Annotated in this window: 11 protein-coding genes; 4 read left to right on the forward strand and 7 right to left on the reverse strand. The window is 68.9% G+C overall.

The window, feature by feature from the left end; translation table 11 throughout:
* Nucleotides 1-45 precede the first annotated feature (45 nt).
* The 3 genes from fdhD to LBN7_RS07570 all read right to left on the reverse strand — a co-directional run bounded on the left by fdhD (nt 46) and on the right by LBN7_RS07570 (nt 4,224).
* On the reverse strand, nt 46-954 hold the full coding sequence (gene fdhD / locus LBN7_RS07560) for a formate dehydrogenase accessory sulfurtransferase FdhD (protein WP_116636009.1): 909 nt from the start codon (nt 952-954) through the stop codon (nt 46-48).
* A gap of 1 nt (nt 955) precedes the next feature.
* Entirely contained in the window at nt 956-3,382 is a 2,427-nt protein-coding gene (locus LBN7_RS07565) for an FdhF/YdeP family oxidoreductase (RefSeq protein WP_407361418.1), read from the reverse strand.
* A gap of 143 nt (nt 3,383-3,525) precedes the next feature.
* The gene (locus tag LBN7_RS07570; protein WP_341946590.1) at nt 3,526-4,224 is read right to left on the reverse strand and encodes a GTP pyrophosphokinase family protein; all 699 of its coding nucleotides are present in this window, start codon (nt 4,222-4,224) and stop codon (nt 3,526-3,528) included.
* Between the two features lie 252 nt (nt 4,225-4,476).
* Here LBN7_RS07570 and LBN7_RS07575 point away from each other — a divergent pair, with 252 nt between their 5' ends.
* Nucleotides 4,477-4,770: a hypothetical protein gene (locus tag LBN7_RS07575; RefSeq protein WP_407361419.1), complete on the forward strand. Its 294-nt coding sequence runs from the start codon at nt 4,477-4,479 to the stop codon at nt 4,768-4,770.
* Here LBN7_RS07575 and LBN7_RS07580 read toward each other — a convergent pair.
* Genes LBN7_RS07580 through LBN7_RS07595 form a run of 4 tightly spaced genes read right to left on the reverse strand, consistent with a single transcriptional unit; the run spans nt 4,760 to nt 8,386 of the window.
* The gene (locus LBN7_RS07580; RefSeq protein ID WP_341946592.1) at nt 4,760-5,950 is read right to left on the reverse strand and encodes an ABC transporter permease; all 1,191 of its coding nucleotides are present in this window, start codon (nt 5,948-5,950) and stop codon (nt 4,760-4,762) included. The two genes, LBN7_RS07575 and LBN7_RS07580, sit on opposite strands and share 11 nt — an antisense overlap.
* Nucleotides 5,947-6,672: an ABC transporter ATP-binding protein gene (locus tag LBN7_RS07585; RefSeq protein WP_407361420.1), complete on the reverse strand. Its 726-nt coding sequence runs from the start codon at nt 6,670-6,672 to the stop codon at nt 5,947-5,949. Before LBN7_RS07585 ends, LBN7_RS07580 begins: the two co-directional genes overlap by 4 nt.
* Nucleotides 6,669-7,850, reverse strand: coding sequence for an efflux RND transporter periplasmic adaptor subunit (locus LBN7_RS07590; RefSeq protein WP_407361421.1), 1,182 nt, complete (start codon nt 7,848-7,850; stop codon nt 6,669-6,671). The genes LBN7_RS07585 and LBN7_RS07590 overlap by 4 nt, the downstream gene beginning before the upstream one ends.
* Nucleotides 7,847-8,386: a hypothetical protein gene (locus tag LBN7_RS07595; protein ID WP_341946595.1), complete on the reverse strand. Its 540-nt coding sequence runs from the start codon at nt 8,384-8,386 to the stop codon at nt 7,847-7,849. Before LBN7_RS07595 ends, LBN7_RS07590 begins: the two co-directional genes overlap by 4 nt.
* Nucleotides 8,387-8,528: 142 nt before the next feature.
* Here LBN7_RS07595 and LBN7_RS07600 point away from each other — a divergent pair, with 142 nt between their 5' ends.
* The 3 genes from LBN7_RS07600 to LBN7_RS07610 all read left to right on the forward strand — a co-directional run bounded on the left by LBN7_RS07600 (nt 8,529) and on the right by LBN7_RS07610 (nt 12,608).
* Nucleotides 8,529-9,194: a response regulator transcription factor gene (locus tag LBN7_RS07600; RefSeq protein WP_341946596.1), complete on the forward strand. Its 666-nt coding sequence runs from the start codon at nt 8,529-8,531 to the stop codon at nt 9,192-9,194.
* 1 nt (nt 9,195) lies between these two features.
* Nucleotides 9,196-10,404 (forward strand): sensor histidine kinase, encoded by a 1,209-nt coding sequence (locus tag LBN7_RS07605; RefSeq protein WP_407361422.1) that lies wholly within the window; start codon nt 9,196-9,198, stop codon nt 10,402-10,404.
* 98 nt (nt 10,405-10,502) lie between these two features.
* On the forward strand, nt 10,503-12,608 hold the full coding sequence (locus LBN7_RS07610; protein WP_341946598.1) for an APC family permease: 2,106 nt from the start codon (nt 10,503-10,505) through the stop codon (nt 12,606-12,608).
* Nucleotides 12,609-12,634 lie beyond the last annotated feature (26 nt).

Here is a 12,634-nt window from a genome sequence, read left to right on the forward strand (position 1 = left end):
TGTGAACGCCTCGAGTCGGTGCCGCGTCGCGAACCGCGGGCCGGATCAGGCGATGACGCGCTCCGGCCGCGCGTAGACGTTCATCGAGCTCCCCCGCACGAACCCCGCGAGAGTGAGCCCCGACGCGGCCGCGAGCTCGACGGCGAGCGATGACGGCGCGGACACGGCGGAGAGGATCGGGATGCCGGCCATCACGGCCTTCTGAACCAGCTCGAAACTCGCCCGCCCCGACACCTGCAGCACGGCCCCGCTCAGCGGCAGGCGGTCGTCGAGGGCGGCCCAGCCGATCACCTTGTCGACGGCGTTGTGCCTGCCGACGTCCTCCCGCAGCACCAGCAGCTCGCCGGTCACGGCGTCGAAGAGCGCCGCGGCATGGAGGCCGCCGGTCTTCTCGAACACCGCCTGGCCGGCGCGCAGCCTGTCGGGGAGCGCGAGCAGCAGCGCGGCATCCACGGTCACGGCATCCGCTGCCACATCGAAACGCGAGGTCTTCTCGATCGCCTCGATCGACGCGGCACCGCAGACTCCGCAGGAGCTCGTCGTGTAGAAATTGCGGGCGATGTCGGTCAGCAGCGGCTCGAGACCTGGGCGCAGGGTGACGTCGAGCACGTTGTACGTGTTGCCCGAGGCGAGGACGGATGCCGGCGGCTCGGAGCCGATCGTCAACAACGGGGCGACGGTGCCGGGCGCCCCGCCGCCTGTGCCCGGACCACCGCAGTGGATCGCGGAGAGGAAGTCGCCACCGGCCCCGATCACGCCCTCCGACACGAGGAATCCGGCCGCGAGCTCGACATCGTGGCCGGGGGTGCGCATCGTCACGGTCAGCGGGGCTCCCGCGACGCGGATCTCGAGCGGCTCCTCCACCGCGAGGGTGTCGGCGCGGCGGCGGACCGTGACCTCGTCATCGACGACCGCGATGCGGGTGACCGGTGAGCGGGCGGTGAGGCGGCCCACGTCAGCCGCCCGACACGGTCGCGCGGTGCTCGAGACGCACGATCACGGCCTTCGAGGTCGGCGTGCCGCTGACGTCGGCGACGGAGTCGAGGGGCACGAGCACGTTCGTCTCCGGATAGTAGGCCGCCGCGTTGCCGCGCGGCGTGGAGTACGGCACGACGCGGAACTCCTCGGCGCGACGTTCCTCGATGGAGCCGTCGGCGCGCGTCCACTCCGAGACCAGGTCGACGATCTCCCCCTCGGCGAATCCGAGCTCGGTGATGTCCTCCGCGTGGACGAGCACCACCCGGCGTCCGCCTTGGATGCCGCGGTAGCGGTCGTCCTTGCCGTAGATCGTCGTGTTGTACTGATCGTGCGAGCGCAGAGTCTGCAGCAGGAGGCGGCCCGGCGGGATCACCGGGAACTCGAGGGGGTTGGCCGTGAACCGGGCCTTGCCGTCCACCGTCGCGAATCGGCGCTCGTCGCGGGGCCCGTTCGGGAGGAGGAAGGTGCGCCCCTTCTCGATGCGCGTCTCGAAGTCGTCGAACCCCGGGATCACGCGCTCGATGTGGGAGCGGATGAGCGCGTAGTCGGCCTCGAGGGCTTCCCAGTCGGCTCGCGGCACGTTCCCCGTCGAAACAGGCGAGCGCCGCTCGCCCTCGATCTCACCGTGCTCGGGGAGGCCTCGCTCAGGGTCGCCGTCGTGAGATACGGGCGCCTGCGCGGGTGACGCTCCCTCGTCGAAGAGGTGCGCGCAGAGCCGGGCGACGATCGCGACCTCGCTGAGGAGATCGTCGGCAGGAGGCGCCAGACGGCCGCGGGACGCGTGGACGGCGCCCATCGAGTCCTCGACCGTGACCCGCTGCTCGGAACCGCCGCGGCGGTCGCGGTCGGTGCGCCCGAGCGTCGGCAGGATGATGGCGCGACGGCCGGTCACGACGTGCGAGCGGTTGAGCTTGGTCGAGACGTGCACCGTGAGGCCGACCCGAGCCATCGCCGCCTCGACGACCGCCGTGTCGGGGGTGGCCGAGACGAAGTTGCCGCCCATGCCCATGAAGACGCGTACCCGGCCGTCACGCATCGCGCGGATCGCCTCGACGGTGTCGAAGCCGTGTTCCCGAGGTGCCGTGAAGGCGAACTCTCGATCGAGCGCTGCGAGAAACGCCTCGGACGGCTTCTCGTAGATGCCCACCGTGCGATCGCCCTGCACGTTCGAGTGCCCGCGCACGGGGCAGACACCGGCGCCCCGGCGGCCGATGCTGCCCTGCAGCAGGAGCACGTTGACGACGTCACGCAGGGTCGGAACCGAGTGCTTGTGCTGCGTGAGGCCCATCGCCCAGCAGACGATCGTCGCCTTCGAGGTGCGCACCTCCTCGGCGATCTCGCGCAGCACCTCTTCGGTCATGCCGGTCGCCTCGGTCAGCGACGCCCAGTCGGCGCGGGCCATCGCGTCGCGGTACGCGTCGATCCCGCTGGTGTGCGCGTCGATGAAGGCGTGGTCGAGCACGCCGCCGTCGCGTTCCTCGACCTCGAGCAGGTGTTTCCCTATGGCCTGGAACAGCGCCTGGTCACCGCCGGAGCGGATCTGCACGAACCGGTCGGCGATCTTCGTGCCGCCGAAGGCCACGCCCCGCGGGGTCTGCGGGTTCTCGAACCGCATCAGACCGGCCTCGGGCAGCGGATTCACCGCGATCACCCGGGCGCCGCGCTGCTTGGCCTTCTCGAGTGCCGACAGCATCCGCGGATGATTCGTGCCGGGGTTCTGCCCGGCGACGATGAGCAGGTCGGCGTCGTGCACGTCCTCGATAGAGACTGTGCCCTTGCCGATGCCGATGGTCTCGGTGAGCGCAGATCCGCTGGACTCATGGCACATGTTCGAGCAGTCCGGCAGGTTGTTGGTGCCGACGCCGCGCACGAGCAGCTGGTAGAGGAACGCGGCCTCGTTCGACGTGCGACCGGAGGTGTAGAAGACGGTCTCGTCAGGGTCATCGACCGCGGCGATCTCGTCGGAGATGGCCCGCAGCGCGTCGTCCCACGTCAGCGGCCGGTAGTGGGTCGCGCCCTCGTCGAGGATCATCGGATGCGTCAGTCGCCCCTGCTGACCGAGCCACCAGTCATCGTGGTCGCGGAGATCTTCGAGAGAGTGCTGCTGGAAGAACGCCGGGCCCACGGTGCGGAGAGTCGCCTCCTCGGCGACCGCCTTGGCCCCGTTCTCGCAGAACTCGGCGACGTGGCGCTTGTCCTCCTCCGGCCACGCGCAGCCGGGGCAGTCGAAGCCGTCCTTCTGGTTGACCCGCGCGAGCGTCTGCACCGAGCGCACGATGCCCATCTGCTCGTTCGCGATCTGCAGCGCATGCAGCACAGCGGGCACTCCCACAGCGACCTTCTTGGGCTCGGAGACCCGGACGCGAGCCTCATCGATGTCGGTCTTCGGTGCCTTCGTCGCCATGCCGCCATGTTAGGCCAGGCGTTCGACGCGACGTTCCGTGCGCTGTAAACACAAGTGTCGATGCCGTTACTTGTGTTTATGACGGCTAAACCTCGGTAACGGTCGGGTTCGTCTGAACCAAGCGCGCCGCGGGGCGGCCTCGCTCAGACCCCGACGATGCGCGGGGGCGGCGGCGGGGCCAGCTGCCGACGCGGCACGCCGTGGGCCTCGCGGTGCAGGCGCTCCATGCGGGTGTCGAGCTCGGCGGCGGCCGCCGCGGCATCCGTCAGGCTGTCGACGAGGTGCGACGGGACCTGATTCGAGAACTTGTAGTAGATCTTGTGCTCGAGGCTGGCCCAGAAGTCCATCGCGATGGTGCGGAACTGCACCTCGACCGGCACCGACAACGCCCCGGTCGACAGGAACACCGGGACCTCGATGATCGCGTGCAGGCTCTTGTAGCCGTTCTCCTTCGGCTGCGCGATGTAGTCCTTCACCACGCGGACGGTGACGTCGTCCTGCTGGGTGAGGAGGTCGAAGAGCTGGTAGACGTCGGCGACGAAGCTGCAGGTGACGCGCACACCCGCGATGTCGGTGATCTCGGAGCGGATGCGGTCGAAGTCGGGCTCATCGATGCCCTTGCGAGCGATCTTCTCGACGATGCTGTCCGGGGTCTTCAGCCGGCTCTTCACGTGCTCGATCGGGTTGTACGCGTGGTCGTGCGTGAACTCGTCGCGCAGGATCGAGATCTTCGTCTCCACCTCGCGCATCCCGAACTCGTACTCGCGCAGGAAACGCTGGAACTCGTCACGCAGCTCGCGTGTCTTGCGGATGGAGTCTTCGGTGACCTGAAGGGTCGTCATGTCCTCGACGTTACGGGTTCGTGATCGGAAACCGCTGTGGATCGACGTCATGTCGCCCTCCGCAGAGACGACAGCGCGAGCGCCTCGCCGGCGCTTACGCTGTGGCAACCCCGCCCGCTGCACAGTGAGAGCTGCAGCACGGAAGGGGCATCCATTGGCACCTGCATCCCCCGGTTCCCGACACCGGATCGCGCGGAGCACACCGCCCGGAGAGTCGACCGCACCCGTCGGCGCGTACGCGGCCTACCTGGCATGGCTCTCTCTTCAGGAGCTCCGGCAGTCGCAGCGCCCCGCGCGTCCCACCACATCGGAGCGCACCTCATGATCGGCGACCTCTCGACCCTCCTCGCCGGATTCGGGGTGCTCGTGGCCACCGAGATGGTCCTGTCGACGATTCTGGCGTTCTGCATGATCGCCTTCCTCTGCGCTCTCTTCGCCGTCATCCTGGCGACTCTCGCAGTCCGATGGTTCGTGGGCCTGTTCCGCGTCCGCGGAACGGCGGACGGGTCGCTCCCGTCAGGGAACGACCCGTCTGTCAGGCGCTGAGCGCGGCGGTCGGTGAGGTCCGAGCGGCGCGGATGGCGGGTATGGATCCCGCGACCGCTCCGACGAGCATCGTGACGACGACGCCGGCGACGAGCACCAGGGGAGGGATGGACACGAGCCACCCGTTGCCCGTTGCGACGATCCAGGTGATCAGCCACCCGATGAGCGAGCCTCCGAGCCCGCCGAGCGAGGCGAGCAGAACGGCTTCCACGAGGAACTGCGATCGGATGTGCCCGCGGGTCGCTCCGATCGCTCGCCGGAGGCCGATCTCGCGGCGGCGCTCGAGGACCGTGATCACCATGGTGTTCGCGACGCCGATACCGCCGACCAGAAGAGCGATGGAGCCGACGCCCACCAGGAGTCCGGTGAAGGCCTGATCGATCGTGTTCTTCGCGGCGAGCGCATCGGACGGGCGACTGACCTTGACCTCGTTGGGCGCCTCCGGATCGACCGTGCGTGGGAGGAGCTCGCGCGCCTCGTCCACCGCGTCGTCCGCCGAGCGCTCATAGATGGTCGTCGGCGAGCCGTCGAATCCGAAGAGCTCCTCGGCGATGCCTGCGCCGATCAGGGCGGCGGTGTCGAGCTCGGGCGCGAGCGGCGCCCGCTCGAGGATCCCGACGACGGTGAAGTACCGTCCGCCCAGCCAGACCTGGCTCCCGACCGTGGTGATGCCGAGCCTCTCGGCCGCCTTGAACCCGAGCACGACCGTCGGGAGCTTGTCCGTCACCTCGTTCATCCACGCGCCCGCCTGCAGGTCGGAGCCGGTCGCCTCGAGCAGATCGTCGCCGGCGGCAGCGACCGTCAGCCCTCCGGTCTCACCCTTGTCGATCGATGCGCTCCGATAGACGTGCACGTCTTTGAGTGTCGATATCCAGGTCGCCGTCTCGACGCCGGGGAGGTTCCGTACGCGGATGATCGCGTCTGCGGGGAGCTTGGTGTCTCCCCCGAAGACGTCGCTGCCTGCCGTGACCGTCAGGAGGTTGGTCCCCAGCGAGGCCAGGCGCTGCTTCACGAGCGCCTCGCTCGACGTGGAGATCCCGATCACGGCGATCATCGCGGCGATGCCGATCGCGATGCCCAGCGCCGACAGGACCGCCCGCAGCGGGTGCGCGCGAAGGCCGTGGAAGCCGAGTCCGAGCAGGTCGGATGTGCGCAGTCTCGCCTGCAGCCGCACGCTCATGCCGTCACCTCCAGACTCGCTGCCGACGAGACGGCGACATCGGACGGACGCCCTGTGTCTGCGACGATCTGGCCGTCGCGGATGCGGATCTGCCGCGGCATCCGATCGGCGAGCTCCTGGTCGTGAGTGATGACCACGACCGTGGTGCCCGCCCGGTTGAGCTCCTTCAGGATCTCGACGACGGCGGCGCCCGACTTGCTGTCGAGGCTTCCCGTGGGTTCATCGGCGAGCAGCAGGGCGGGCTCACCCACGACGGCACGGGCGATCGCGACACGCTGTCGCTCCCCGCCCGAGAGCTGTCGCGGCTGATGGCGCAGCCGATGCCCCAGCCCCACGCGCTCGAGCGCGACCGCCGCGCGCTTGCGACGCGCCGCCGTCGGCGTACCGGTGTAGAGCAGCCCGGTCGCGACGTTGTCGAGAGCGGTGACGCCGTCGGAGAGATGGAACTGCTGGAACACGAAGCCGATGGTGTGGGCGCGCAGAGCGGAGAGCTGCGAGTCGCCCAGGTCGGCGACGTCGTACCCTGCGATCCGGGTGAGACCCGAGCTCGCTCGATCGAGCGTGCCCATGAGGTTCAGGAGCGTCGATTTCCCCGAGCCGCTCGGGCCCACGATCGCCACCATCTCGCCCCGGTCGATGCGAAGATCCACCCCGCGAAGGGCGAGGGTCGGGGGCGACCCGTAGGAACGGGTCACCCCCGAGAGCTCGATCACGGCGCTCATCTCGCCACCGCCACGACGTCGCCTTCGGCGAGGTCGCCTCCGACGACCTCCACCATCCCGTCCGCGAACTTGCCGAGCTCGACCGTGACGAGCTCGGTCTTCTTGTTCACGACGCGCTCGACCGCCGACCCTCCACCCGGCTGCGCGAGCAGGGCGGTCACGGGGACCAGCAGCACGTCCTCGGCGATGACATGGACCAGCGTCACACTCACGCTGACCGTGTCGAAGGCTGCCGCGACCGTCGGGTCGTCGAGCACGATCGTGATCGGCAGCTTCAGCGTCTTGCCGCCGTTGTCGTTGTCCCGTTCGACGGGCGCGCCCACGGCGGTGACCGTGCCGGGTGCGACGGTGCCATCGGGCAGTCGCACATCGACCTTGGCGCCCACCGGCGCGTTCGCCGCCAGGTTCGGGTCGATGTCGACGGCCGCCTCCTTGGTGCTGTCGGAGACCTTCAGCACCGCTCCGCCCGCCGGGCTGCCGACCTTCGCGACGGCATCCTGAACCCGCACCTCTCCGGGCGCGAAGACGATCCGTCCCATCTCGATGCGGCCCGTCTCCTCGAGACCGAGGGCCTTCTGCCACTCCTTGATCGCTTCGATCGTCGCCCACCGGAACTCGTCGTCCGGCTCGCCGTCGAAGAAGCCGAGGGCCTGGAGGTTGGCCTCGAGCTGTCGGATGTCCTCGCCGTCGGCCATGCCCTCGGCGAACTCGCGCCACACGGGCAGCACCCCGAACATCAGGATGACCGGGGTGTCGTCCACGCGGAAGAGCTCGTAGCCGCGTCCGACGACGCTCCCCGGTGCGGGCACGCCCGTGACGGTGCCGGCGAGCGGAGATCCGAGATCGCGGACATTCTTGAACTCGAGCTTGCCCGTCACGCGGACCTGCTCGGTCAGATTCCCGCGGGTCACCTCCGTGGTCTCGGCGGGCGGCTTCTTCTGCTCGTCATCTGCCTCGGCCGGGGGCCGGGTCAGCAGGATCGTCGCGGCGACCGCCGCCACCACGACGAATGCGGTCGCCGCGATGATCCAGCCGCGGCGACCGCGGCCCGAGGAGGAGTGCTGCTCCTCCTCGTCGCCGTCGCCGCCGTCATCTCCGCCGCCGCCGATCGCGAGAACGGTGTCCAGATCGTCGGCGTCAGGATCTCTCTTCCTCAGGATGCCGAATGAGGGCCTCATCCTTCTGCTCCGGGGAAGCCCGCCTCGGTCATGCACGCGTCCATGTCGGCCGGGTCGTAGTCGCCCATGGGCATGGCGGCCGTGGTTCCGGCAGGGCCGGGCTCGGGGTCGGGGAAGTCGTATCCCGCGTCGCGCATGCACTGGGCGAAGGTGAGCATCATCTCGTTCATCTCGTCGTCGGAGGGCATGTCGTCGCGGGTGGGCGGATCTCCGAGCTTCTCGTCGCAGACCTCGCGGGCGTCCTCCATCGCGGCGATGTCGGCGTCGCTCGGCGGCTCCGGCGCCTCCGGAACCTCCTGTTCGACCTCGTCCCCGTCGCGGCTGGCCTTGACCATAAACTGCGACATGTCGACGCCCTCGTCCTTCATGCACTTCTCCCAGGCGAGCTGCCAGTCCTCGAACTCCTGTTCCTGACTGGCGCTGTCCAGGTCCGGAGACTCGTCTGCGGCGTCGGGCGTGGGGGCGCAGGCGGCGAGGCCGCCCACGAGCATCAGGCCTGCCAGGAAGATCAGGCCGCGGTTGCGTGTGATTCGCATGGGGTGTCCTTTCGGTGTTCCCTCGCGCTGAGGGGTGAGGACAGTCCACGGGGCGGCCGGTCGCACGAGGGTAAAGAGAACCCTTTACCTTCCGCGAACCTGCATAGTGATTGCATGTGATCTGGAGTGAGGAGAACTCGAGATGCGAGTCCTGATTGTCGAAGATGAGCGGTACCTGGCCGAGGCCGTGCACACGAAGCTGGGCCTGGAGGCGATCTCGGCGGACATCGCCGATGACGGCGCGGCCGCGCTCGAAGCCGTCGCGCACACCGAATACGACGTCGTGCTCCTGGACCGCGACATTCCCGTGATCCACGGCGACGAGGTGTGCCGGCGACTCGCACTCGACCCGGATCGACCGGCGATCCTGATGCTCACCGCGGCTCGCCTGCTCGACGACAAGGTCGACGGCCTCACGCTCGGAGCGGACGACTACCTCGCGAAGCCTTTCCAGTTCCCGGAGCTGATCGCTCGACTGCGCGCCCTGAGCCGGCGCCGGTTCAGCGCGCTGCCGCCGATCCTGGAGGCGGCGGATGTGCGCCTGAACCCGATCCGTCGAGAGGTGACCCGCTCCGGGAGATACGTGAACCTCACCCGCAAGGAGTTCGCCGTCCTGGAGGTGCTGATGCGTGAGCCCGGCACGGTCGTGAGCGCCGAGAGACTGCTCGAGAAGGCCTGGGACGAGAACGCGAACCCCTTCACGAACTCGGTCAAGGTCACCATCAGCACGCTGCGCCGGAAGCTGGGCGAGCCCCGCGTCATCGAGACGCTGCCGGGTGCCGGATACGTCATCGGCCGGACGGGCTGACGTGTCCGCCACACGACCGACGGGCGCCACCGAGCCGAACCGTCTGAGGCTGAGCATCGAGGGCTTCCGATTCACGCTGAGGACCCGCCTCGCCCTCACATACGCCGGGCTCCTCACGCTGGCGGGCGCGCTGATGATGCTGATCGTCTACATCGTGGTGGGCTACCTCCCCACCTACGCCTTCGCGGTTCCGGCGACGACCGCGGAACCTCTGCAGACCACGCCGACCGAACCGCTCTACGACACCGGCATCGCCTCGACCGACACCCTGCTCGTCTCGTCCCGGGGCGATGTGCAGACGCTGATCCTGATCATCGCCGCGGTGCTCCTCGTCCTCCTCGCCGGTGGCGGAGGATGGGCCGGATGGGCCCTGGCAGGGCGGATGCTCCGGCCGCTGCAGGAGGTCAACGCCGCGGCGCACCGCGCAGCACGCGGACACCTCGACCATCGGATCGCCCTCGCCGGCCCGCGCGACGAGCTCACCGACCTGGCCGACACCTTCGACGAGATGCTCGAAGGGCTCGAGCGCTCTTTCGGGACCTACCGTCGCTTCGCGGCCAATGCCTCGCACGAGCTGCGGACGCCGTTGGCGACGACCCGCGCGATGCTCGACGTCGCCCTCAGCGGGGCGGATGCGCACGAGCGCCCTCTGCTCGAGCGCCTGCGCGAGACCAACGAGCGCAGCATCGACACGGTGGAGTCACTGCTCGACCTGACCGAGGTCGACGCTTCGAGCGCCGACCATGGCACCGTCCACCTGGAGCAGCTGGCGACGTTCGTGCTGGCCGAGGTCTCCGACGAGGCGGAGGCCGCGGGAGTGCGGATCGACTACCGCCTGTCGACGTCGCCGGTGTCCGGCGACACCTCGCTGCTCCGCCAGCTGCTCTTCAATCTCATCCAGAACGGCATCCGGCACAACGAGCCCGGCGGGTGGGTGCGGGTGACGACCGTCGCGCACCCGCGAACCGGGGTCGAGCTGCGGGTCGAGAACTCGGGAGCGATCGTGGCGGATGCCGACCTCGAGTCCCTCACCGACCCGTTCTTCCGCGTGCGCGGCCGGTCCACGGAGTCGACCTCGAAGGGCCGGGGTCTCGGCCTGTCGATCGTGAAGGCCATCACGGATCGCCACGACGCCACTCTTCGATTCACGGCGAGGGAGGACGGCGGCCTCATCGCGACGGTGGTCTTCCCGCCGGACAGCGCACACTGAGTCCCGTCGCGTCCGCACCAGGACGGAGACGCGACCCCGTAAGGATTCCGTGAGGGTCGCCCGACACGCCGTAGGGATTCCGTGAGGATGTCGTGAGGATGCCGTCGGCAGGCGTAGTGTCGCCGGACGTGTCAGACGAAATCAAGGACGGCGCGGATGCACCTCCGCGCGCCAAGCGCATCCTCATCGGCGACCCGCTGACGAGCGAGCAGGTCGAGGACCAGCTGCTCCCGAAGAAGATGGCGCTGCCGATCTTCGCGTCGGACGCGCTGAGCTCCGTGGCCTACGCGCCGCAGGAGCTCGTGATGATCCTCCTGATCGGCGGGCTCACGTTCCTGTCGTTCACGCCGCTGGTCGCCGCCGCGGTCGTCCTGCTGCTGATCGTCGTCGTGCTCAGCTACCGGCAGCTCATCAAGGCCTACCCGTCGGGAGGTGGCGACTACGAGGTCGCCTCGAAGAACCTCGGCGAGATCCCCGGCGTGATCGTCGCGGCCGCTCTTCTCGTCGACTACGTGCTCACGGTGGCCGTCTCGGTCGCCTCGGGCGTGGACAACATCATCTCGGCCGTCCCTGGTCTCGATCCCCTGCGCGTGGAGCTGGCGGTCGGATTCGTGATCCTGATCATCATCGTGAACCTCCGCGGCGTGCGCGAGGCGTCTCTGGTCTTCGCCATCCCGACCTACGTGTTCATCGGCTCGGTCGGCTTCATGATCGTGACCGGTCTGGTGCGCACGTTCCTCGGTGACGCCCCCATCGCCTCGAGCGCCGAGTTCTCGGTGCAGGCCGAGAACCTCAGCCAAGCCGCGGTCATCCTGCTCATCCTCCGCGCGTTCTCGAGCGGATGCTCCGCCCTCACGGGCGTGGAGGCCGTGTCGAACGGCGTTCCCGCGTTCCGCACTCCCAAGGTGCGCAACGCGCAGTCGACCCTCGTGCTGATGGGCTCGATCGCCGCCTGCCTGTTCGCCGGGCTCACCGCTCTGGCCCTGATCACCGGCGTGCACTACGCCGAGAACCCGTGCGACCTCATCGGCTTCGACTGCACGAATCCGCAGCCCAGCCTGATGGCGCAGATCGCCAGCGCGACGTTCGGCGGCGGCAGCATCCTGTTCTTCATCGTCCAGGCGGCGACCGCCTGCGTGCTGCTGCTCGCGGCGAACACGGCGTTCAACGGCTTCCCTCTGCTGGGTGCGGTGCTCGCCCGCGACGGCTACGCGCCGAAGTCACTGAACACCCGCGGCGACCGCCTGGTGTTCTCGAACGGCATGATCCTGCTCGGCATCGGCGCCATCATCGTCCTCGTGGTGTTCCAGGCGCGGCTGACGACGCTGATCCAGCTGTACATCATCGGCGTCTTCGTGTCGTTCTCTCTCGGCCAGATCGGCATGGTGCGGCACTGGCGGCGGGTTCTGCGCGGACCCGCCGAACACCACCCCGGTGACGCGGTCGACGGGGCCGCGGCATCCGATCGCCGCTCCGCCAAGGTGGGACTCATCATCAACTCCGCCGGCGCCGTGATGACGGTGGCGGTGCTGCTGATCGTGACGATCACCAAGTTCACCCACGGCGCGTACCTGGTGTTCTTCGCGATCCCGATCCTCGCCTTCCTGATGATGGGCGTGAAGCGCTACTACCGCGACGTCGATCACGAGATCGCGATCGACGACACCACCCGCTTCGGGGCGACGGGCGACGTCGCGATCGTGATGGTCAGCAAGCTGCAGAAGCCCGTCGCGAAGGCCGTCGACTACGCCGTCGCCGCGAAGCACGGCAAGACGATCGCGGTCCACGTCGCCGTCGATGCGGATGCCGCCACCGAGCTGCAGAAGCAGTGGGCGGATCACCTGATGCCGATCCCGCTCGTGATCCTCGAATCGCCGTACAGGTCGTTCGCGCAGCCGGTCACGCAGTTCATCAAGCAGTACCGGGCGAAGCACGGCTCCTCGGTCGTGACCGTCTACCTGCCGCAGTACATCGTGGGGCACTGGTGGGAGTCGTTCCTGCACAACCGCCGCGCCCGGCGACTCGCCAACCAGCTCATGCTCGTTCACGGGGTGTCGATCACCCTCGTGCCCTGGCTGCTGGATTCGTCCGAGCTCATCTACGGCCGACGCTCCCGCCCCCTGCCGGGCCAGGAGCGCGCCGGTCGCCCGGTCGTGGTGTCGGGCCGTCGCGCACATCGCCCGGAGGGCCCGCCGCAGACGTGAGGCGGCGCGGCATCCGTAGGCTGAGG

The sequence above is a fragment of the Microbacterium sp. LBN7 genome (assembly GCF_045690345.1).
In the GTDB taxonomy this organism is placed as follows: Bacteria; Actinomycetota; Actinomycetes; order Actinomycetales; family Microbacteriaceae; genus Microbacterium.